Source organism: Ruegeria sp. BC5, assembly GCF_056539205.1.
This window is the reverse complement of the sequence record NZ_JBQFUN010000001.1, coordinates 841016-863362: the sequence shown is the minus strand read 5'-3', so window position 1 is coordinate 863362 and position 22347 is coordinate 841016. Positions and strand designations below refer to the sequence as shown.

Sequence of the window (22347 nt, the reverse complement as noted above, 5' to 3'; positions counted from 1 at the left end):
TGATGAAACTGGTAAACCCGAACTTCGCGGCACCAACGGATGAAGATGACCGCAAGGCCATCCAACCGGTCATTTGCTACCCGCCCGAGACGTTGACGCAACCGGACCTGACCGGGTTGGCCAAACTGCGGCAGGGCGCCAGCAAGACCGCCGAGGCCATCGCAGCGCCACGTGATGCGGCCTGTATCGACGTACCGGCAGGCGCGTTTGTTCGGGTGTTGTCGGTCGATGGGCCGCAGGTCGGCGACCTGAACATGTGGAACAAGCACGACCTGTCCGAGCGGTTCTATTCCGGCAAAACCCGCGCTTTGCACGGCACCCATCTGTCGACCGGGGATCGCATGTGGTCGAGCTTTCCCAACATGCGCCCTATGGCGACTGTCGTCGATGATACGCTGGATTGGTACGGGTTCGACGCGTTCGGCGGATCGGTCCATGACGTAATCGGCACGCGCTGCGATCCCTATACGGGGCGGTTGTTGTCCGGCGACGATTACCATTATTGCTGCCATTCCAACCTGACCCGTGCGCTGGCCAGCCATTGCAACCTGCCGCTGCACGAGGCCGAGATGCTGGTGCATGACGTCCTGAACGTGTTCATGTGTACCGGGTTCACCCGAGACACCGGGCAGTATTTCATGAAGGCAAGCCCGGTGCGCCCCGGCGACTATCTTGAGTTCTACGCCGAGATCGATTTGATCGTCGGTCTTTCGGCCTGTCCCGGAGGGGATTGTTCGTCGGAGCATTCCTCGGACGCTGCCGCCTGCTATCCGCTGGTGATGGAGGTCTATGATCCGGGCGAGGATGCGCGCGCCGCGCATGTGCAACCCGCGCGCTCGGCCTATAACCGCACACACGGAGCTGGTTAAGCGATCAGGCGGCGGCCCAGGCGGTTCAGCATTCGGCAGCACAGATCAAGCTGCTCGATCTCGACATACTCGTCCGCTTTGTGCGCTTGGGTGATCGAGCCCGGCCCGCAGACAATGGCATGTACGCCCAGTTGTTGGAACAGGCCGGCCTCGGTGGCGAAGGCGACGACGCCAGTGCCATTGGCGCCGGTCAGTTCGGCCACCAATTCGCGCGCGGCGTTTTCGTCCATGGGTTCAAGCCCTTCGACCTCGGCCACGGCTTCTTGCGTGATGCTCGCGTCGGGGTGGACGGCCTGCATTTCGGGCAACAAGCTGTGCTTGACGTAATCTGATAGGGTGCTTCTGACCAGTTCGGCGTCGCTGGATTGAACGGGGCGCATTTCCCACGCGACCTCGGCTTTGCTGGCGATGACATTATGGGCAACACCGCCCGAGATGCGCCCGACATTGACCGTGGTCCAGGGCGGTTCAAACGGGCTGCCCTTTGGCGCGCGCGATTTCAAGATATGACGCAGCTCCAGTAGTTTGCCGATATAGCGCGCCGCGTATTCAGCCGCATTGACGCCGTCATCAGGGGCCGAACTATGCCCTTCAAGCCCAACGAAACTGGTGGTGTATTCGAAGCAGCCCTTGTGCCCTTCGATCACGCGCATCTCGGTTGGTTCGCCGATGATGGCGATGTCCGGTACGATGCCGCGTTCGGATAGGTCACTGACAAGGTTCTGCGCGCCCAGACAGCCGGTTTCTTCGTCATAGGTAAAGGCGAAATGCAGCGGTTGGGTCAGTTTGCTTACGTCCAAGGTCTCGGCAAAGGCCAATGCGGCGGCGATAAACCCTTTCATGTCACAGGTGCCGCGACCGTAGAGTTTGCCGTCCCTTTCGGTCATCTCAAACGGGTTCGTTGTCCAGTCCTGATCGGCCACCGGAACCACATCCGTATGGCCTGACAGCAAAATGCCACCCGCCATTTCCGGCCCGAGCGTGGCAAAGACATTGGCCTTTTTGCCCGTTGCATCCCGCGTTTCGATACAGCGCGCGCCCAAAGCCTCAAGGCGGTCGGTCAGATAGCGGATGATCTCAAGGTTGCTGTCAGCGGATACCGTTTCAAAGGCGATCAGATCGGCAAGGATTTCCGTGGTTCTTAGCAGGGTCATGGCTTTACGAACAGTTTTCGGGGCCGGTTGCAAAAGCATTCCGCGGCTCCGGTTTCGGTGATCAGGATCGACTCTGTGATCTCAAGCCCCCAGTCGTCCATCCAAAGACCGGGCATGAAGTGGAAGGTCATGCCGGGTTCCAGAACGGTCTCATCCTCGGGGCGCAAAGAGATTGTGCGCTCGCCCCAATCCGGCGGATAGCTGAGGCCAACCGGATAGCCGCATCGCGCACCGCGTTCGATCCCGGCGCGCTCCAGCGGGGCGGCCAGGGCCAACGCGATGTCACGTGCCTGATTGCCCGCGCGGGCGGCGTCCAGCCCAGCCTCAAGCCCCTCGACCAGCGCCGCCTCGGCTCGCAACAGAAAATCGGGCGGTTGACCCAGAAAAACTGACCGGCAGAAAGGCGTGTGGTAGCGGCGGTAACAGCCAGAGAGTTCAAAGAACGTGCACTCGCCGGATTTGAAGGGCGCACCATCCCATGTCAGATGCGGTGCGGCAGCATCCTTGCCCGAAGGCAGCAAGGGCACGATGGCAGCGTAATCCCCCCAGTCTTCACCCACACCCGAGATTGCATCGTGATAAATCTGCGCGACCAGTTCGTTCTTGCGCAATCCGGGTTCAATCCGGTCAATCACGCCGTCGGTGACATGTTCCGAGATGCGCGCGGCCTTGCGCATCAGGGTGATTTCCTCGTCTGATTTCACCGCGCGTTGCCAGTTCACCAACCCATTCGCGTCGACCAGTTCGGCCTGCGGCAGTTCGGCCATCAAGGTCAGATGCGCCTTGGCCGAATAATAGTAGTTGTCCAATTCGACACCGATCCGACCCGCTGCCAGTCCACAGTCCTGGATCAAAGCTGCAAGGTCCTGCATCGGGTGGCGGGCGGTCGATTGCACATAGTGATCCGCGTACCCGCGAATCCGATCGTCTTTCATCCAGACCGTGCGCCGGGCACCGTTGGCGTCCTGATTGCGGCCCCACCAAATCGGATCACGGTCATGCAGAACCAATACGCCCTGATGCACGTAGAATGACCAACCCTCATATCCCGTCAGCCATGTCATATTAGACGGGTCTTCAATGAACAGCGCATCCAGACCAGCTGCTGCCATGGCAGCACGCGTCTTTGCCAGCCGACGATCATACTCAGATGGGCTGAATGCCGGATTGGCATGGGCCATGGGACGCTCCTGTGGTGACCGAGTTTTGTTGACAGAACTTGACGAATCCGATCACGTCAATGGGCAACTCAGGAAAGACGCTCAATTGAAAATCACATCCAACCCTCATCGCGGCGGCCAGAAACTGATCGAGGCCGCGCCGTACCCTTCGACCAATGTCGCGCGCGCGTCAGAATTGATCGCACGCTGCCTGTCGGACAAAGAAACGCCTCTGACCGAAGTGAAGGGGTTGGCCGATGTCGCACACCTGTGGGCAAAGGATGAACGTGGTCGGATGGATCTGGGGTCGTTCAAAGCCTTGGGTGCGGCCTATGTCATCGCGCGCCATGCGGCGGATATCGCGGAAAACCCGGACGCCTCGACACTGGCGGGTCGGACCTATGTCACCGCCAGCGCAGGCAATCACGGCCTAAGCGTCGCGTCCGGTGCGAGCCGTTTCGGGGCCAATTCTGTCGTCTATATCGCAGACACCGTACCCGAAAGTTTTGCCGAACGCCTGCGCGCTCAGGGTGCTGATGTTGTGCGCGAGGGCGTGGACTATGCCGCCAGCATGGAGGCTGCAAGTAAAGCAGCGCGGGATAACGGATGGATATTGCTGTCGGACAGTTCGTGGGAGGGGTATTACGAACTGCCGCATACTCTGATGGAGGGGTACCTGCAGATGGCCGCCGAAGCTGTGCGCCAATGCCCGCAAGTGCCGACCCATATCATGTTGCAGGCCGGTGTTGGTGGTTTGGCCGGAGCGGCCGCAGCCTATATGAGGACGGCTTGGGGGCAAGAACCTCAGATCATCGTTGTCGAACCCGATGCAGCTCCGGCCTTGCAAGCCAGTATTGAGGCTGGCGCCTGCGTGTTCGCCGATGGTCCGGACAGCGTCATGGGGCGTCTCGATTGCAAGGAACCGTCTCTGATTGCCTTGAACGGATTGGCCAGGGATGCCGACAGTTTCCTGACCCTGACCGATGAGCAGGTGACTGAACATCTTCCCGCAATGGCCGATGCTGGCATCGCTACAACGGCTTCGGGCGGGGCGGGGGTTGCCGCCGTGATGAATGCGGATGCGCGGGCGGGTCTGGGCATCGAACCAAATGCTCGTGTTCTGTGCATTATCTCAGAGATTGCCGAATGAGGGGCTTTGAAGCGTCCGAATTCCAGTCGCGGACCGAGCGTGCGCAACATCGGATGGCGCAAGAGGGGCTGTCGGCGCTGTTGCTGACCACAGAACCCGAGGTTCGCTATTTTACAGGGTATCTGACCCGGTTTTGGGAAAGCCCGACGCGCCCGTGGTACCTGATCGTGCCTGCAACTGGCAAACCGATCGCCGTCATCCCATCGATCGGGGCGGCATTGATGGCGACAACCTGGATCGAAGACATTCGCACCTGGAGCGCGCCGGACTTGACCGACGATGGTGTTAGCCTGCTGGCCGACGCTTTGTTCGAAATCTGCCCTGCAGATGCGGTAATCGGTCTGCCGGATGGTCACGAAACCCATGTTCGCATGCCTTTGGCCGATCTTAACAGGTTGCAGGAAAGGTTGGGTTCCCGTCGTCTGGTCAGCGACGGAGGTATTCTCCGTGCGTTGCGAATGGTGAAATCCGAGGCAGAGATCGCCAAGATCGAAACCGCCTGCGCAATCGGGGGCAGGGCCTTTCAACGCGTGCCCGAGATCGCCGGAGAAGATGTTGCTTTGGACGAGGTGTTCCGCCGTTTTCAGATGCTGTGCCTTGAGGAAGGCGCGGATTGGGTGCCGTATCTGGCTGGCGGGGCCGAGCAGGGCGGGTATGCCGACGTGATCTCTCCAGCCCGTCCAACCGCATTGGTGTCGGGGGATGTTTTAATGTTGGACACAGGCTTGGTGTGGGACGGGTATTTTTGCGATTACGACCGCAATTGGTCGGTCGGGCAGACGTCGGCGCAAGTGCGCGACGCTTATGCCACGTTGATCGAAGCATCAGATGCGGGGTTTGAAGCGGCACGCCCAGGCGCAACTGCAGCTGATCTGTTCCAAGCAATGAACGCGATCTTGTCCCGAAACAGCGAAGACACCGGTGCAGGGAGGTTGGGACATGGCCTTGGCATGTCGTTGACGGAATGGCCTTCTCTGATCCCATCGGATCACACGGTATTGGAACCCGGGATGGTCCTGACATTAGAGCCAGGCATCGCCGTGGGCGATAAAATACTGGTCCACGAAGAAAATATCGTCATCACGCAAGGCGCACCGCGCTTTATCAGCCCAAGAGTCGGTCCGGAGTTGCCCCAGATATGAGCTATCTTCCCTATACGTTGGATGCGGATGATCCAGCTGCCTCACCAATGGGCCTGATCGTTTTGCAAACGGATGAGACCATTGAGCCCGAGTTCAATGCCTATTTCGCCGATCGAACCTATCCGATCTATGTCTCGCGTATTCCAAGCGGAACTGAAGTTACGACCGATACCTTGGCGCAAATGGAAAAGGCATTGCCCGCAGCGGCGGATTTGCTGCCGAAAATTCGCCCCTACAAGGTGGTTGGATATGGATGCACATCCGCCAGTTCGGTCATCGGGTCCGAGCAGGTCGAGCGTATGGTACAAGAGACCTGCAATGCCGCTGTGGTCACCAATCCCTTGCGTGCTGCATCGGCCTGCGCGGCGCATTTGGGAGTCTCAAAATTCGCGCTGCTGTCGCCATATATACAAGATGTGAACGAACCATTACGTCGGGCATTCGCCGAAAACGGGGTTTCAATGGATGTTTTCGGCTCGTTCGGAGAGGCTGAAGAATCGAAAGTTGTGCGCATTTCGCGGCGCTCTGTGGTTGATGCAGCGCTCAAGCTAGGTGCTGATTCTTCGGTTGAAGCTATTTTTCTAAGTTGCACAAATCTAAGAACTTTTGATGCGATCCGTGAGATTCAGGAGCGGCTAGGAAAGCCGGTTTTGTCCAGCAATCAAAGCCTTGCGTGGCACATGCGGGAACTGAATTCGCATCATTGAAGGGGTGACCGTATCCAAAATTGTAGTGCTTCAAATATATTTTTGGTTGCACGGCGCGCCCTGCATGTCCTTAAATGTCCCCAATGGTCTTTGAGATCCGGATAAACCGGGCAACCAACAGACCGCACAGGGAGCCAAGTCGGTATATGTCCAATGACGCTGCGTTCGTCGAGTTTCAACGTGTCCAGAAGTCTTATGATGGTGAAATACTCGTTGTAAAAGATCTAAACCTCTCGTTGCCAAAAGGTGAGTTTCTGACAATGTTGGGCCCGTCAGGGTCTGGTAAGACAACTTGCCTGATGATGTTGGCAGGGTTTGAAACCGCCACGCATGGTGAGATCATGTTGGACGGGAAACCGATCAACAATATTCCCCCGCATAAACGTGGCATCGGGATGGTGTTCCAGAACTATGCCCTGTTTCCGCACATGACCGTGGCCGAAAACCTGTCCTTTCCTTTGGAAGTGCGGAAAATGGGCAAGGATCAGCGCGAGGAAAAGGTCAAGCGCGCGCTGGATATGGTTCAGATGGGGGCATTTGGCAGCCGCCGTCCGGCGCAGCTTTCGGGTGGTCAGCAACAGCGTATCGCCTTGGCGCGGGCGCTGGTCTTCGAACCCGAACTGGTGTTGATGGACGAACCGCTGGGCGCGCTGGACAAACAGTTGCGCGAACATATGCAGTTTGAAATCACCCGACTGGCGCATGAGCTTGGGATCACCACGGTCTATGTGACACACGACCAAACCGAAGCGTTGACGATGTCGGACCGTGTCGCAGTGTTTGACGATGGGCGCATTCAGCAATTGGCCCCACCCGATCTTCTGTACGAAGAACCCGAAAATAGCTTCGTTGCGCAGTTTATTGGCGAAAACAATACGTTGGAAGGCGTTGTTAAATCCATCGACGGCGATTCATGCGTGGTGGCTTTGGACGATGGGTCTGAGATTGACGCCAAACCGGTAAACGTCCACAACCCGGGAGATCGGACCAAGGTTTCCATCCGCCCCGAACGGGTCGAGTTCAACAAAGATCGTCTGCACGCCGATGCGCATACGCTGAAGGCAACGGTCAAAGAATTCATCTATATGGGTGACGTGTTCCGCTTCCGCCTGTCTGTTGCGGGGAACGACGATTTCATCATCAAAACCCGAAACGCGCCGGATGCGGTAAAACTGCAGCCGGGCCAAGAGGTTGAAATCGGCTGGCTGGCCCATGATTGCCGGGCGCTTGACGCCTGAGCAAGGAAATACCCGCGCGCTCTGCCCGGACGCGCGGGATATCAGATGATCAGGCACCCCGTGACCTGATCTGAAAAGCTAAAATTAACGGGAATAACAGGGAGTTAACAATGAAAGTTACCAAAACCACTCTATTGGCGAGTGCGGTTGCCGCAATTGCTGGTGGCGCTATGGCCGAAGAGATGACAATCGTCTCGTGGGGCGGCGCGTATTCCAAATCGCAGTTGAAAGCGTATCACGAGCCCTATTCGGAAAAGACTGGTGTCACCATTCTGAATGATGACAGCTCGCCCGAAGGTGTTGCCAAGCTGCGCGCTATGAACGAAGCGGGTAACGTCACGTGGGACGTTGTCGATCTTGAAGCCGCTGACAATATTCGAGCCTGCGACGAAGGCCTGATTATTGAAATCGACCCCGACGTGCATCTGGCCCCTGCGCCTGATGGAACACCAGCGTCTGAGGACTTTGGCGATCAACTTGTCTCACCTTGCTATATTCCGACGATCGTATACTCGACAACCTTCGGCTATCGCACCGATATGGTGCCAGAAGGTGTAGAGCCTCCGACCGGAGCGTGCGATGTATTCGACCTTGAGAAGTATCCAGGCAAACGCGCACTCAACAAACGCCCAATCGCCAATATGGAATGGGCCCTGCTTTGTGATGGCGTAGCTTACGAAGACGTATACGACACGCTTGAAACTGAAGAGGGTGTTGAACGTGCGTTGGCCAAGCTGGACACGATCAAGGATCAGACGATCTGGTGGTCGGCCGCCGCCGAGCCGGTTCAGCTTTTGGCTGATGGCGAGATCTTTATGGGGTCCACCTATAATGGCCGTCTGTTCTCGATGATTGTCGAGCAGAATCAGCCTGTTGGCATGGCTTGGGACTGGCAGATGTTTGATCTGGACGGCTGGGCGATCCCGGCTGGTCTGAGCCCTGAGCGTGAGGCACGGGCCTTGGATTACATCCGGTTCTCGTCCGATACACAGCGTCTGGCGGATCAGGCAAAATACATCTCGTATGGTCCGGCACGTAAGTCCTCGGCGCCTCTGGTCGATAAGCATGCCGATCTGGGTATCGACATGGCACCGCACATGCCGACCGATCCGCGTAACGCGAAGAACACCTTTGTGAACAACTACGAATGGTGGGCTGACTACCGCGATGATCTGGACGCACGTTTCCAGGCCTGGCTGTCGCAGTAACCTTTCAAGTTCAAAAAAACAGTCAGGGGGCGGCACGCTGCCCCTTGACCCATAAAACCAAGGGGCACTGATGACAGACGCAAGCCAAAACGCAGGACCGATGCTGGCCGCGGACGGAACGCCGCTCAAGCAATCTCTGGCACGTTCACTAAGACGGCAAAAGCTGCGCGCTCTGTTATTGATTGCGCCCCTTCTTCTGTTCGTTCTGTTCTCGTTCATAATTCCGATTGCGTCGATGCTGTTCCGTTCGGTGGAAAACGGTATCGTGGAAAAAACGCTGCCTCTGACGGTCGTGGCGTTGGAAAATTGGGATGAAAAAAGCGGCGAACTGCCGGACGAGGCCGTCTATGACGCCTTTGTCAATGATATGATCGTTGCGGTTGCTGAAAAGAAACACACCCGGTTGGGATCACGGTTGAACTATGAAGAACCGGGCATCTCGTCCCTGTTCCGTAAATCCGGTCGAAAAATCCGGAAATGGGACCCTGAAGCGGATGCGCCGTTCAAAGAAAAGCTTATTGACGCGGACAAAGGATGGGGGGACGTCGAAAACTGGCGTGTGATCAAGACCCATTCCCGAAACGTGACCCCCGGTTATTTTCTTGCCGCCGTCGATTTAAGGCTGACGCCCGACGGAGTTTCTGCGCAGCCGGAAGACAAGCAGATACTTGTAAAGTTGTTTGGCCGTACGCTGTTCATGTCCCTGATCATTACTGGGTCCTGTATCCTGCTGGCCTATCCGGTTTCCTACCTGTTGGCGAATTTGCCGATGCGTGTTTCAAACATGCTAATGATCCTGGTGCTGTTGCCCTTCTGGACATCGCTTCTGGTGCGAACTTCGGCTTGGAAAGTGATGCTGCAACAACAAGGTGTCATTAACGAAACTCTGGTTTGGCTTGGGTTGGTCGCAGATGATGCGCGACTTGTGATCATCAACAACCAGATCGGCACGATCGTCGCGATGACGCATATCCTGCTGCCGTTCATGATCCTGCCGATGTATTCGGTGATGCAGACGATCCCGCCGTCTTATACCCGTGCGGCCAAGTCGATGGGGGCCACCAACTGGACTACTTTCTGGCGGATTTACTTCCCACAATCAATTCCGGGAATTGGGGCCGGTTCGATCCTCGTGTTCATTCTGGCCATTGGCTACTACATCACGCCCGAGATCGTGGGTGGCACCAAGGGTGTCTTCATCTCGAACCGGATTGCGTATCACATCTCGTCCTCGCTGAACTGGGGACTGGCTGCGGCGTTGGGGACGATCCTGCTGGCGGTCGTCATGCTTCTGTACTGGTGCTACGACAAGATCGTGGGCATCGATAACGTGAAATTGGGATAAAATATCATGGCAGCACTTACACCAATATCCCGCAAGCCGTTGTCGATGGTTCTGCCCACAGTCGCCGCCGCCGGAGGTTTCCTCGGCATGTTCGTCGGGGCCGGGCAGGGCAGTGCCCTGCTGGGCATCCTGATAGGTGCCGCGCTGATGGCGGCGCTGGCCTGGGTCTATATCACGGTTCTGGACAATGAACGTGTCGCACGCTGGATCACCATTCTTGGGATGGGGGTGATCGGTTTTCTGTTCGCCGGATTTACGGGGTTGATCGTCGGCTTGTTGGCCGGTTGGTTCTTTGCCTTCTTCATCTTCTGGCTGTACGAGGGGCGCTATCGGCAAAGGCTGCTGCCCTATTTGACGGGCCAGCAGGTGTTTGGACATTACCTGTTTCGGGTTATCTGCGGCGCGATCTTCGTGTTCCTGATCACGCCCATCCTTGTGGTTTTGCCGCTATCGTTCAACGCACAGGACTTCTTTACCTTCACGCCTGAGATGCTGCGTTTGGACCCCGAAGGCTACTCGCTGAAGCATTACCGTGATTTCTTCACCAACAATGAATGGCAGCGCAGTTTCAAAAACTCGCTGATTATCGCGCCAATCGCGACCGTCATATCGGTTTCACTGGGGACGCTGGCTGCCATTGGTCTCAGCCAGTCGCACGTGCCCGGTCGTCGGGCGATCATGGGTATCCTGATCTCGCCCATGATTGTGCCGCTTATCATTTCGGCCACGGGTATGTTCTTTTTCTACAGCGACATCGGTCGTTTCATGGAGGGAACATTGGGCATGGACAAGAACTTTGTCGGATACATCAAAGTTGTTCTGGCTCATGCGGTTCTGGGTATTCCGTTCGTTATCATTACGGTGACGGCGACGTTGGTCGGGTTTGACCGATCCCTGACACGGGCCGCGGCGAATATGGGGGCAGGACCGGTACGGACCTTCTTCAAAATCCAGATGCCGCTGATCTTGCCGGGCGTAATCTCGGGTGGCTTGTTCGCCTTTATCACGTCGTTTGATGAGGTTGTTGTGGTTCTGTTCGTCGGTTCGGCCAGTCAGAAAACGTTGCCCTGGCAGATGTTCACTGGCCTGCGCGAGCAGATCAGCCCGACCATTCTGGCGGTTGCGACCATTCTTGTTGTGATCTCGATTGCGCTGCTGACCACGGTCGAGCTGCTGCGGCGTCGGTCTGAACGCTTGCGGGGTCTCAGCCCGGCTTGACGCGACTCGAAAGCTGATTTAGCGATTTCACCATGCACCTCGGTCACGATGGCGTCGTGACGCAACGCGGGGTGCATGGCTCTCGGTTCCCGAGGCCGCTTGTCCTGAACGCCGGGACTTGTGGCCGGGCTTTGCCTGTCCGGCATTGAGGAGAGAGAAGATGAAAGACCTGATCAATCGCCCCGAGTTCTTCACCAGCCACAATGGTGACAAGGCGCCGCTCCCGTTTAGCAAGGCAGAATATGACCGACGTCTGGCCAGCCTGCGTGCGACGATGGCGGCACGTGATATCCCGGCGGTGCTGCTGACGTCGATGCACAACATCGCCTACTACTCGGGCTTTTTATATTGCGCGTTTGGGCGCCCGTATGGCTGCGTTGTCACCCAAGAAAGCTGCACCACGGTTTCGGCGAATATCGACGCTGGCCAGCCTTGGCGGCGCTCGGTCGAAGAGAATGTGATCTATACCGATTGGCAACGGAACAACTATTGGCGTGCGGTGGCCAGCCTGATTGGGCCTGCGGGACGGATCGGTATCGAGGGCGATCACATGACACTGGCGATGCGCGATACGGCGTTGGACATGTTGGGCGGGCCGGAGTTAGTGGACATCGCGCCGGATACGATGGCCGCGCGCATGGTGAAATCTGCGGAAGAAATTGATCTGATCAAAGGTGGTGCGCGTACGGCTGATGTCGGTGGCGCGGCCATCCACGCCGCGATCCGCGAAGGCGCGACCGAGATTGAGATCGCCATGGCCGGTCGCGACGCGATGGAGGCTGAGATTGCGCGCGCCTATCCGGATGCAGAATATCGCGACACGTGGGTTTGGTTCCAGTCCGGTCTGAATACCGATGGGGCGCATAACCCGGTCACAAAACGGGCGCTGCAAAAGGGCGATATCCTGTCGCTGAACACGTTCCCGATGATCTCGGGCTATTACACTGCGCTGGAACGCACCTTGTTTCTGGGTGAACCCGACGCCGAAAGCCTGCGCATCTGGAAGGCGAATGTCGCTGCGCATGAGTTGGGCCTGAGCCTGATCAAACCCGGCGCGACCTGCTCTGGAATCTGTGAAGAGATCAACCGGTTCTTCGCTGACGAAGGTTTGCTGCAATACCGCTCGTTCGGCTATGGTCATTCCTTCGGCATTCTCAGCCACTATTACGGTCGCGAGGCTGGGCTTGAGCTGCGCGAAGACATCGACACTGTGCTGGAGCCCGGTATGGTCGTATCCATTGAACCGATGCTGTGGATCCCCGAAGGCCAGAAAGGCGCAGGCGGGTATCGCGAGCATGACATCCTTGTGGTCGAGGATTCCGGTGCCGAAAACATCACCGGCTTCCCCTATGGCCCCGAACACAACACGATCAGCACCTGATCGGATCAGCAGGAAGGGCGATCTGCCTTTCCTGCCTCACGTTGACGGCAAGGGTCAGCGTGGTCATGCCCTGTTGGGGTTGATTGTCCGGCTCAGCGGTGTGTATCTGACGACAGTGTTTGAAAGGATGCGCCGTGGGACATTACGAACTGCCATCGGGAGCCGCTGCCTATTTTATTAACCTGGATCGGGTGCCCGAGCGGGCCAAGTTCATGGAAGGTCAGTTCGCCGACACAGGATTGCGTGGCGCACAGCGGTTCAGCGCAGTGGACGGTCAGCAACCCGGCGCACTGGATGACAATTGCTACGTTCCCGGCACCGGCACCCGATGGGGGCTGACGCAAAGCGAAATCGCCTGTTTTGAAAGCCACCGCGCCGTTTGGCGGGTTGCTGTGGATCAGAACCTGAGCAAGGTAGCGATTTTTGAGGATGACGTTGAAATGTCGGCTCAGGCCGGGGCCGTCATCGCGGCTTTGCTGGCGGATGATGCGGGTTTTGATCTGATCAAGCTGGATTATTCACCACGTTCCATGCGGTTCGGGCCGCTTGAGACGATTGCAGGCGTTCCAGTTCGCCCAATGTTGGAAATGGCCCCCAGTTCTGCTGCCTACATTCTGACGCAAGCGGCTTGTCGCAAACTGCTGTCCTGGTCTGAGGAGTATTCGGACCATCTGGACGACTTTATCTCGCTCCCACGTCCCGACTGGCGCATGTGTCAGTGTTTTCCGGCGGTGGGGGTACAGATGATGTGGTCCAAGCAGCAGGAGCAGACCGCCGAACCCGTCAAGGTTAGCGAGCGGTCGCAGGATCAGAAAACCAACAGCGGGTTGGACAAGGGGCCATTGGGGTTCCGTATACGCCGCGAGCTGCAAGCCGCGCGGCGCAAACTGTATTGGCGCGCTGGCGGGCAGGACAGGTTGTTGGCACAGGGTGGGTTTGCGGGCTTTATTCCCTGCGCCGAAGACCTGAACGTCTAACTTGTTACATAGGCCGCCCAAAGGGCGTTTGTGACCATTGATCTGGTAACCCTCGCATAAGCGTTAACAAAACTGTCAGTTTGATATAAGCTTTCAGTGTTTTTGTGGTTGAAGCTTGGGTGTGCGGTGTGAGTCAGACAATCTATGAAAGATACGGCGGATTCAAAACGATCAGTCGGATCGTTATGACGTTCTATGAAATGGCATTGGACTCCGATCAGATCGGTGGTCATTTCGAAGACATCGACATGCCGCGCCTGATCGATCACCAGACCAAGTTCGTGTCTTCTCTGGTTGGTGGTCCTGCTTCTTTTAGCGATGACAGGATTGAGGCGGTTCATCGACACCTGAATATCTCTCATGCGGATTTTGATGAGATGGCCGAACTATTTGCCGAGGCCCTTTCTATGCACGGTATGGAAGACGGTCACATCAAGATCGCCTTGAACGCCATTGAATCCAAACGCGCAATTATTGTAACCCGTGACGCCGCATGAGTATTTCAGCGATAAACGAACAGTTGCTGCGGGCGATCGGAGTTGGCGTGGCTGTTGTGCGTGCCTCAGACCTGAGTTTTGTGTTTCACAATGGGCCGTTTGCCGAATGGTTTGGGGTTCCGACCGAAGGACAGACGCTGCTGGATTTGCTCCCATCTTTGGATCAGCGTGAATTGGAGGACGTCAAGCAATCGGGGCTTCGATACACCGTTGAATTGCAGATCAAGCCGAAACGCAGAACGCTGATTTTTGCAACGGCTGTATCGCTGGCGAATGGCTTGTCTGAACAGGTTTTGGTTGTGGAATGCCAGAACATTACCCGCATACGCGAACTGGAAAGCATGATCGATAGCTACTCGACAATGGTCGAACGCAACACGCGCGAATTGGAGCGTGAGAAAGAGCGTGTCGAGCGGTTGCTGCTGAACCTTATGCCGCGGGCGGTGTACGAAGAGTTCAAGACCTTCGGTGTCGTCACGCCGCAGCTATATGATCAGGTGTCGGTGGTGATGCTGGATTTCGTGGGCTTTACCGATTTCGCCGCCAAGACCGATCCAACCGTCACGTTAAGCGAGTTGAACGACATCTTCACTGCGTTCGACCGTATCGTCGAACAATTCGGATGCGAGCGGATCAAGACCATCGGTGACGCCTATCTGGCGGTGTCTGGTATGCCTGACGCGACACCGGATCATGCCACGGCCGTGGCACATTGCGCCGTTCGCTTCCTGCGGTATCTGGAGCGGCGAAACGAAAGTCACCCCCATAAATGGCAGGCCCGGATTGGCCTTGGCATGGGGGCTGCGGTGGGCTCTGTCGTTGGGATACAGAAATACGTCTATGACGTGTTCGGTCCGGCTGTGAACATTGCTTCGCGCCTGCAAGTCTTTGCAAACCCAATGCATATCGTCGCCCCGGAAGAGATGAAATTTGCCTTGATTGATGAGTTCCAGGTCGCGGATATCGGGCGCGTGGATATCAAAGGCATGGGGGAAATGGAGTTGATTAACGTCACCTCTGGCCTCAGCGCACCACAGCCGCTGAGCAGGTTCTGATTGTCAGTCGTCCTGCGGCACCAACCCCAAACCCCGCAAATAGATGCCGATGCCGGATTCCAGCAAGTCTTCGGGTGAAAAGGGGGAACTGGCGCCAGTGTTGCGGGCGTAAAGTTCAACAACGCCGTGGCTCATGGCCCAGATATGGGCGCTGAACATGGATGCGGGCGGGCGCTTTTCCGGTGGAATGTGTTGCGACAGATCAGCCGCCGCTTTCTCCAGTACTGCTTTGGCACGGTTTGCGGCCAAGGATAGTTCAGGCGTTCGATTGATCGAAATCCCGCTTTCGAACATCGCGATGTAGTGGCCAGGATGTTTGCGGGCAAATGCCAGATAGGCACGGCCTGTCGCCTCGAACGCGGCGAGCGCTGAGGGCTGGCCCTTGTCATAGGCGTATTGCATCAGATCCGAGAACATCTCGAACCCTTGCCGGGCGGCTTCGGCGATCAGGTCTTCGCGCCCGTGGAAATGCCGGTAAACCGCAGCGGGGGTGACGCCGGCGGTTTTCGCCGCTTCAGACAGGGTAAAGCCGGTCGGACCTTTTTCTTCGATCAGAGACAGGGCAGCCTCGATCAAAGCCTGTTTCAGGTTCCCGTGGTGATACCCGCGTTTTGTCATTCCTGCTTCAGGTGCCCTTTTTCAAGTTATAGAATTCATGACATAATTCGCGAAAAGACATTCGTCCACCACCTGTCACGCATCCCAAATCTCTGGCCCGCCACAGATATCGGGGTCATTCGCGCCTATGGCGTCTTCGTCTTTTTCGTCATAGTCCAGCGCGTGCAGAACCGTACGAATGGCCGCCAGCCGCGCGCGTTTCTTGTCGTCGGATCGCACGATGGTCCAGGGGCAGTGTTCCGTGTGGCTGCGCGTCAGGGTTTCTTCGATCGACTGGCTGTATTCATCCCATTTGTTCAGACCCGCGATATCAATCGGGCTGAGTTTCCATTGCTTCAGTGGGTCAGTTTCACGCGCCAGAAAACGGTTGAGCTGTTCTGCTCGTCCGACATTGAGCCAGAATTTAAACAGTTTGATCCCGTCATTCACCAAACCGGTTTCCAACGGCAGGACCTGTCGGAAAAACCGTTCACGTTCTTCTGCTGTGCAAAAGCCAAAGACGTTTTCAACAACACCGCGGTTATACCAGCTGCGGTCAAAGAACACGATCTCACCAGCGGCAGGCAAATGTGCGATATATCGTTGAAAATACCACTGACTGCGCTCAGTGTCCGACGGTTTGCTTAGCGCAACATTGCGTGCGCCGCGTGGGTTCAGGTTTTCGCGGAACCGCTTGATCGTGCCCCCTTTGCCAGCGGCGTCCCGACCTTCGAAAATAAGCAAAATGCGATGGTCAGTTTCCTTGAGCCAGGACTGCATCTTGACCAGCTCAATCTGCAGCTTTTCCATCTGTTTTTCGTATTCCTTACGCTTCATTCGTTCGTCGTAAGGGTAGGTGGGGTTCAGGATGTCGCCTTTTTCGGACTTTTCGATGGCCGAACGCACCTCTTTCGGGGCGTCATTCTTAAAGTACTTTTCGATGGAGCCTTTTTCGGAACGGGCCATGTGTTACCTCGCCATAAAATCCATATCCTACTATGGATTAGCGGCGGGCCTAACGCAAACCCGCACGTTGCGCGGCACGGTCGATGGCGGCAGCAACTTCGGGTGCAGCAACGACCTGTGGCATGTGCCCAATTCCAGGCAGTTCAATCAGTTCCGCGCCGGGGATTTGTTCGATCAGTCGATGTGAATGCCAGCCCAACCCAACGGTATCATCGGCGGTACCATGGACGATCTCGGTCGGCACGTCGATCTCGCCGTATCGCGGTTGTAGGGCGCGGACTTCTTCCAGCAAATTGGCGCGCTGCTTGGCATTTGCATGCATCGAAGCCCGGCGCATGGTCAGCCCGGGGCCGAAATGGTCGGCATATCCTTCGGGTGCGGTTTGCGGTTCGAACACCTTGTCCAAAGCTTTTTCAACGTACCATTCGGGCACAAAGGCAGTGATCAGGGGCAGGGCGGTGACATTGCCGGTGGGTGTCGCCGCCAATGTGTTGAACCCGTCCAGAGGTGTCTCCCACGGGATGGCGGCAGCTGCGATCAGGACCAGCCCCGAGATATTGTCTGGCCGCGTAACAGCCCAAGCAAGTGAGACGGATCCGCCATAGCTTTGCCCTGCAACGATAGGTTTTTCCGCACCCAGTTGAGCCGCGGCCTTTTGCAAAATTTCCGCTTGCTCCTCAATGGTTTCACCGTCCTGATTGAAGCTGGCGCTATACCCCAAACCCGGTCGGTCAAACACAATCACACGGTAGTTTTCCGCCAGGATAGGAGCCAAGGCAAAGGTCATGTCGCGCGTGTTGCCGCTGGACCCATGGATCAGCACAACATCCGGGCCTTCACCCATCACCACTGCATGCACTGGGATGCCATTGACTTCGACGATTTGACCTTCGGGGGGAAAGGCGGCTTCGGCACGGGCTTCATTCCGACCAGCGCGCCAGAGTGCGAGGGCCCACAGCAAGACCAGCAAAGTCAAAGCTATGAGGCCGACGCGCATCACCGGATCAGGCCCTCAGATCGGTCTGATCGACACCGATCCGATTGATATCATAGGGCGTTGTCCCATAAATCTCGCTGATCCAGTTGCCATAGAGCAAATGCGCATGGCTGCGCCACCTGTTCTGTGGTGTCTGGCTTGGATCGTCGTCCGGATAGTAATTCATGGGCACGTTGATCGGCGTGCCGTTGGCAACATCGCGGTCGTATTCTTGCTTCAACGTATCGCTGTCATATTCGAAATGGTTGAAGATATAGATGGCACGATGGTTCCGATCTTCGACCAGACAGGGACCGACATCGTCGCTGCCCAGCAGGGTTACCAAACCGTTAGCGGCATCAATCTCATTCTGTTTCATTTCCGTCCAGCGGCTGACCGGAATCACGCAATCATCCGAGAATCCGCGCAGGAACGGCGAGGCCGGATTAAGGTTCGCATGCCGGAAACAACCAAACGCCTTAGCGTCCAACATATGTTTCTTGACGCCATGGAAGTGATTGATCATCGCCATTCCACCCCAGCACACACCAAAGGTAGAATGCACATTGGTCTGCGTCCATTCGAACACCTCGCGCATTTCGTCCCAATAGGTGACGTTGTCGAATTCCAGATGCTCAATCGGGGCACCGGTGATGATCAGCCCGTCAAATTTCTCGTCCTTCACCTCCTGAAAAGGGCGATAGAATTCGGCCATATGCTCGGCCGCGGTGTTCTTGGTGCGGTGTTCCGTCATCCGGATCAGCGACAAATCGATCTGCAACGGAGTCGCCCCGATCAGGCGGGCAAACTGATTTTCAGTCTGAATCTTCTTGGGCATCAGATTCAGCAACCCGATCCGCAGGGGGCGAATGTCTTGACGCATTGCCTGATCCTCGGCCATGACCGATACGCCCTCTTGGGTGAGAACGTCAAATGCGGGCAGGTCAGAGGGGATCTTGATCGGCATCAGGTACAAGCCTTTGGAGTTACAGTGTAGAGGCGGTAATTAAGCCCGGTTTGCGCGGGTCTCAAGGGTGCGTTCGATCAACTCATCGAAATCAGCGGCATCACGGACCTTGTGCATGTCATCAGCGGTGACTGTTACACCCCAATTGTCCGCCATCGCCTGATAGCGGGGTTGCCGATGCGCCAGCGCCTGCGCGTAAGTCCAGCGGATGAACGCGTCGGGGTCTACATCCTCGGATCGGCAGTTATGCTGGGTCAGATAGTCGTCCCAAACACGTACCAGGAATTCAGGCTGATAAGACATCGGTTTGGGCGCTTTATCAAAGCGGCTGATCAGCTCTGCCGTGTGATCTTCATCCCCTTGAATCCAAATCATCAAGGTTTGGCGAGACAGTTCGGACAGCACGTGATCGGTGTGGTTGTACGGGTCTACCCATTCGCAGATCGACCCGCCGGTGTCGCAGATAAAATGCGGGTATTCGTACAGACGTTGTGCCCGGTCGATAAAATACTCGGTATCCAGAAGCGCGTGAATTTCCGCCTGCCGGAATTGTTCCTGCCTGCGTTTGTATTCGGGCAGTTCCAAACCACCTAGCGCCGGATTTCCGGGCTTACCCAAATAGGCGGCGACAGGCGTCAGGTTCTCGAACGAGATATTCGAGCCGATAAAGATCGAATCCGACAACAGCAGTTCGCGCAGAAAGGGGACTTTCATCGCCTCGGCTTTGGCGTTGTCGGCTATGTATTCGCCCATGTACCGGGTACCGATGCGGTAATCGATCGAATAGTGGAACCAATCGCCCGAGTCGCGCAGCACGTTCGACACATAGGTTTTGCCCAGGCCCGACATGCCAAAGAACAGCACCTTTTTTCGCGCCGCATCGCGCCAATCTTTTGCCGAGCTGTAGATCATTGTCCGCCGTCCTTTTTTGCGACCTTGCTAAAACGGGCAGCGGGTGGCGTCAATCGTGTGTACCCGAACGGATTTGGATCAACGGCCTGATGGCGGCTGCACCGCCTAGTATCTAAGCCCCACCTTTATGGCGAGAGATCAGATCAGGTGTTCATCGTTTAAAAAACAATGCCCCTGTGGTGACGCCAAAAATCGTCGTCACTGACTTTAGAGCCCAGGTCAGTACGGCCTAGATATGAAATCGCCCCCGGCCCGCAGGGAAAACGGAGCCGCTTCGTCCAACATACCCATAACAAAAAAGCCATACAAAGGCGCGGACAGCGCAAAAAAGTTAAACGCTGGATTGGGGTAACCAGCCAACGCATCAGCATAGCCCAGAACACGCCAAGCAAAAAAGTTCGCCCAATTCGTTGAGGAAAGGTGTATTAGTACGGCCTTGCCCATTTTTATTATCCAAGATTCTACCGACTTGGAAACTGCGCAAAGAAAAACCCTGCCGCACAGGCAGGGTTTTCCAGAGATTTGCAGGTTGTACTAAACCCTCAGAAAGTGGTGTCTTCCAGCGTTGTCAGAGCGTTGTGACGCGGGGCCATCGCCGCACGCGCTACGCTGTTGAGCGGAGTGGAGGAAGTGCGACCGCCAAGAGGGAAGGTCAGACCAAAGCGAAGGGTGTCGATATCGCCGCTTGCACCGCCGACATCGATATCCGTTCTGGCCAACTCCAGAGACACTTGGCCTGGGATCTCGCTGATCTCAAGCAGGTTATAATCCACGCCGATGCCAAGCGTTGTGTAGTCCAAATCAAGATCGCTAAACGACTGATGCACGAGACCTGCATAAGTCCCCCAACCGCTGTTGAACCGATAGTAGCCGCCAAGGCCAACACTATATAGGTCAAGGTTTACGCCACCACCTGACACGTCGCTGCGAACATAGTGACCGCCGAATACGGCACTATCCGACACTTGATAGCGGAATCGTGCGCCGAAATCGGTCCAATCCGTGCCGTTTGGCAGGCTTGGGGAGGTTTCCGATTCGCCGATCCAGGCTTCGAACCCGGCATTTTCAACGACATACCCGCCCGAAATACCGTACGAAGTCACATCGCTGGAAAGGTTGAGCCCCAGACCAGAATCGAAATCGGCATAGTCGAGATAGCCACCCAGAACGCCGCCGTTGTCAAATTGGTAGTTCAATGTCGTGCCCAGATCCCACAGGGAAACATCCCCGGAAATATTGTCGGGATCGGCATTGTAATACTTGGCGTCAAAGCCCCAGTGCAGACCGTTGTCGAAGCTCAAAGTACCGGTGAAATCGCCGGTGAAGGTGCCGAAATCGCCACCGCCGTTGGAAATGGAAGATTGTCCATAGCCCAAGGTGGCAGCACCGTTAAATTCCTGTGCGCCTGCAATAGCCGGGGTCAGTGAAATCATTGCTAATATTGAAATTTTGCCTGGATTCAACAATGTAGTGTCCTCTTTTTTTGTTGTGCCGGTCCCCTAGTTGATCCGGCCAGGGACCGACAGAGAGAAAACTAATGTGAGATTGTGATACCGACGAATTGACGGAAACTGTGGCTTTAACGCAATGAGGTTTCTGGAATTCATATTTTGGATAGCCCGCAAAGAAAAACCCCGCCGGAAGGGCGGGGTCCAACGTTTCACTCTGTTGCGGATCAGCCCAGCGAGTAGGTGATTTGGAAGCCGACGCTCCAAGCGCTGTTGCCGCTGAATTCTCCCCCGGTGGTGGTAGTGGCGTCTCCAATGTCTGTATACCGGACACCACCGGAAATCTGAGCGCGTTCGAGAGAGTAGGTTCCACCGAGCCCAAGGCTCCAGAACCCATCTGTCGGGCCCAAATTTGTGACTTCGGAACCAGTGGATGTTTCATATCCAGCAGTTACCGCACCCGAAAACTCTTCCGAGAACTGATAGCCGAGCCCCAGCGTATACGTGAACGTATCATCTTCGTAGTCGACGAGGTTATCCCCGACAATGTTGACATAGTTGGGCGGCGCAAAAACAGTTTGCGGCCAGTCCACCCATCGAATTGAACCAAACAGCAATGTTTTGGGGGCTACACCGGTTTGGAAATCCAGATTGATGGATTGAGGTGATTCAATCTCAGACTCGGTTTCCGCTGTGACCAGTACCGCACTAGGCGGGAATACAGGCGGCACGAAGTTGAATGACTCTGTCTGGGAAAAATCGTGTGTGATTTTTGAGTTGTAAGTCAGAGCCACACGTGCGGCAATTTCTGGCTTTTCCCACGCAACGCCGACGACATACCCAAATGCGATGTCAGAATCTGTGTCGACTTCGTACCCCGCAGCGGCGGGTACTGCCACGTTGGCTTTCAAACGTTGCGCGCGCAGACCTCCGATAGCGCTGAAGCCACCGTCGAATTTATACCGAACAAGCGCAGTAATTGCGTCCACATCCGCTTTGGCGCGCAGAACATCCGTGCGCCCACCAAACGGCGTTGTCGGGTTAATCGACAACGGGTAGTTTGACGGATACTCGATATCCGCGCCGAACGGCTCATCATAGACCAGTGCGAAATCCAGCCTGTCTGTAAAAGCATGTTTATAGGCTAAATGCGGTGTGAAGAATGACTCGGCAACATTGCCGGAATCCACGCCATTTTGAGTGCCGCTTACGCTTGGATCAGTATAGCCGAGACGGAATTGTACAACTGATCCCTCTTCGAACAGGATATTGACACCCTGTCCGCTACGATCCAGACCGCCGGCGTAAGCTCCTGTTGTCCCAACGCACACCGCGCACGCCTGTAGAAGCGCTTTTTTCATTCTGTCCTCCCAAAAGGTG

General features: G+C 56.2%; 22 protein-coding genes. 12 read left to right on the top strand and 10 right to left on the bottom strand.

Annotation, left to right across the window (positions count from 1 at the left end; translation table 11 throughout):
• Positions 1 to 2: 2 nt before the first annotated feature.
• On the top strand, positions 3 to 869 hold the full coding sequence (locus ACR0LY_RS04390) for an urea carboxylase-associated family protein (protein ID WP_170348506.1): 867 nt from the start codon (positions 3 to 5) through the stop codon (positions 867 to 869).
• Here ACR0LY_RS04390 and argE read toward each other — a convergent pair.
• Together argE and ACR0LY_RS04380 are read right to left on the bottom strand one after the other, a co-directional pair.
• Complete coding sequence (argE, locus tag ACR0LY_RS04385; protein WP_170349387.1) at positions 866 to 2023, bottom strand: acetylornithine deacetylase; 1158 nt, start codon at positions 2021 to 2023, stop codon at positions 866 to 868. The genes ACR0LY_RS04390 and argE overlap by 4 nt on opposite strands.
• Positions 2020 to 3204 (bottom strand): M24 family metallopeptidase, encoded by a 1185-nt coding sequence (locus ACR0LY_RS04380; protein ID WP_170348507.1) that lies wholly within the window; start codon positions 3202 to 3204, stop codon positions 2020 to 2022. The genes argE and ACR0LY_RS04380 overlap by 4 nt, the downstream gene beginning before the upstream one ends.
• An 85-nt stretch (positions 3205 to 3289) precedes the next feature.
• Between ACR0LY_RS04380 and ACR0LY_RS04375 the strand changes: the two genes are divergently transcribed.
• The 11 genes from ACR0LY_RS04375 (at position 3290) to ACR0LY_RS04325 (ending at position 15101) form a co-directional block, all read left to right on the top strand.
• Positions 3290 to 4333, top strand: a complete 1044-nt coding sequence (locus ACR0LY_RS04375) for a pyridoxal-phosphate dependent enzyme (protein WP_170349389.1) — start codon at positions 3290 to 3292, stop codon at positions 4331 to 4333.
• Positions 4330 to 5475, top strand: coding sequence for a M24 family metallopeptidase (locus tag ACR0LY_RS04370; protein ID WP_170348508.1), 1146 nt, complete (start codon positions 4330 to 4332; stop codon positions 5473 to 5475). Before ACR0LY_RS04375 ends, ACR0LY_RS04370 begins: the two co-directional genes overlap by 4 nt.
• A complete protein-coding gene (locus tag ACR0LY_RS04365) occupies positions 5472 to 6182 on the top strand; it encodes a maleate cis-trans isomerase family protein (RefSeq protein ID WP_170348509.1) in 711 nt (236 codons plus the stop codon). Before ACR0LY_RS04370 ends, ACR0LY_RS04365 begins: the two co-directional genes overlap by 4 nt.
• Before the next feature lie 146 nt (positions 6183 to 6328).
• A complete protein-coding gene (locus ACR0LY_RS04360; RefSeq protein ID WP_170348510.1) occupies positions 6329 to 7420 on the top strand; it encodes an ABC transporter ATP-binding protein in 1092 nt (363 codons plus the stop codon).
• 110 nt (positions 7421 to 7530) lie between these two features.
• Positions 7531 to 8628: an ABC transporter substrate-binding protein gene (locus ACR0LY_RS04355; protein ID WP_170348511.1), complete on the top strand. Its 1098-nt coding sequence runs from the start codon at positions 7531 to 7533 to the stop codon at positions 8626 to 8628.
• A 70-nt stretch (positions 8629 to 8698) separates the two neighbouring features.
• Positions 8699 to 9973 (top strand): ABC transporter permease, encoded by a 1275-nt coding sequence (locus ACR0LY_RS04350; protein WP_170348512.1) that lies wholly within the window; start codon positions 8699 to 8701, stop codon positions 9971 to 9973.
• Positions 9974 to 9979: 6 nt separating this feature from the next.
• Complete coding sequence (locus tag ACR0LY_RS04345; RefSeq protein WP_170348513.1) at positions 9980 to 11191, top strand: ABC transporter permease; 1212 nt, start codon at positions 9980 to 9982, stop codon at positions 11189 to 11191.
• A 160-nt stretch (positions 11192 to 11351) separates the two neighbouring features.
• Complete coding sequence (locus ACR0LY_RS04340; protein WP_170348514.1) at positions 11352 to 12572, top strand: aminopeptidase P family protein; 1221 nt, start codon at positions 11352 to 11354, stop codon at positions 12570 to 12572.
• A 134-nt stretch (positions 12573 to 12706) separates the two neighbouring features.
• Positions 12707 to 13549: a glycosyltransferase family 25 protein gene (locus ACR0LY_RS04335; RefSeq protein WP_170348515.1), complete on the top strand. Its 843-nt coding sequence runs from the start codon at positions 12707 to 12709 to the stop codon at positions 13547 to 13549.
• A 128-nt stretch (positions 13550 to 13677) separates the two neighbouring features.
• Entirely contained in the window at positions 13678 to 14046 is a 369-nt protein-coding gene (locus tag ACR0LY_RS04330; RefSeq protein WP_170348516.1) for a group I truncated hemoglobin, read from the top strand.
• Positions 14043 to 15101 carry an adenylate/guanylate cyclase domain-containing protein gene (locus tag ACR0LY_RS04325; protein WP_170348517.1) on the top strand — a complete coding sequence of 353 codons (1059 nt, stop codon included), beginning with the start codon at positions 14043 to 14045 and terminating at the stop codon, positions 15099 to 15101. The genes ACR0LY_RS04330 and ACR0LY_RS04325 overlap by 4 nt, the downstream gene beginning before the upstream one ends.
• A gap of 3 nt (positions 15102 to 15104) precedes the next feature.
• On the opposite strand, the gene ACR0LY_RS04320 is transcribed toward ACR0LY_RS04325, so the two are convergent.
• The 8 genes from ACR0LY_RS04320 to ACR0LY_RS04285 all read right to left on the bottom strand — a co-directional run bounded on the left by ACR0LY_RS04320 (position 15105) and on the right by ACR0LY_RS04285 (position 22328).
• Complete coding sequence (locus ACR0LY_RS04320) at positions 15105 to 15719, bottom strand: TetR/AcrR family transcriptional regulator (protein WP_170348518.1); 615 nt, start codon at positions 15717 to 15719, stop codon at positions 15105 to 15107.
• Between the two features lie 75 nt (positions 15720 to 15794).
• Positions 15795 to 16664, bottom strand: coding sequence for a polyphosphate kinase 2 (ppk2, locus tag ACR0LY_RS04315; RefSeq protein WP_170348519.1), 870 nt, complete (start codon positions 16662 to 16664; stop codon positions 15795 to 15797).
• Positions 16665 to 16713: 49 nt separating this feature from the next.
• Positions 16714 to 17661 carry an alpha/beta fold hydrolase gene (locus tag ACR0LY_RS04310; protein WP_170348520.1) on the bottom strand — a complete coding sequence of 316 codons (948 nt, stop codon included), beginning with the start codon at positions 17659 to 17661 and terminating at the stop codon, positions 16714 to 16716.
• Between the two features lie 7 nt (positions 17662 to 17668).
• Positions 17669 to 18607, bottom strand: a complete 939-nt coding sequence (metA, locus tag ACR0LY_RS04305) for a homoserine O-acetyltransferase MetA (RefSeq protein ID WP_170348521.1) — start codon at positions 18605 to 18607, stop codon at positions 17669 to 17671.
• 39 nt (positions 18608 to 18646) lie between these two features.
• Positions 18647 to 19519 carry an ATPase gene (locus tag ACR0LY_RS04300; protein WP_170348522.1) on the bottom strand — a complete coding sequence of 291 codons (873 nt, stop codon included), beginning with the start codon at positions 19517 to 19519 and terminating at the stop codon, positions 18647 to 18649.
• 219 nt (positions 19520 to 19738) lie between these two features.
• Positions 19739 to 19963 (bottom strand): hypothetical protein, encoded by a 225-nt coding sequence (locus ACR0LY_RS04295; RefSeq protein ID WP_480567086.1) that lies wholly within the window; start codon positions 19961 to 19963, stop codon positions 19739 to 19741.
• Between the two features lie 98 nt (positions 19964 to 20061).
• Entirely contained in the window at positions 20062 to 20952 is an 891-nt protein-coding gene (locus tag ACR0LY_RS04290) for a hypothetical protein (RefSeq protein WP_170348523.1), read from the bottom strand.
• A 242-nt stretch (positions 20953 to 21194) separates the two neighbouring features.
• On the bottom strand, positions 21195 to 22328 hold the full coding sequence (locus ACR0LY_RS04285) for an OmpP1/FadL family transporter (protein WP_170348524.1): 1134 nt from the start codon (positions 22326 to 22328) through the stop codon (positions 21195 to 21197).
• Positions 22329 to 22347 lie beyond the last annotated feature (19 nt).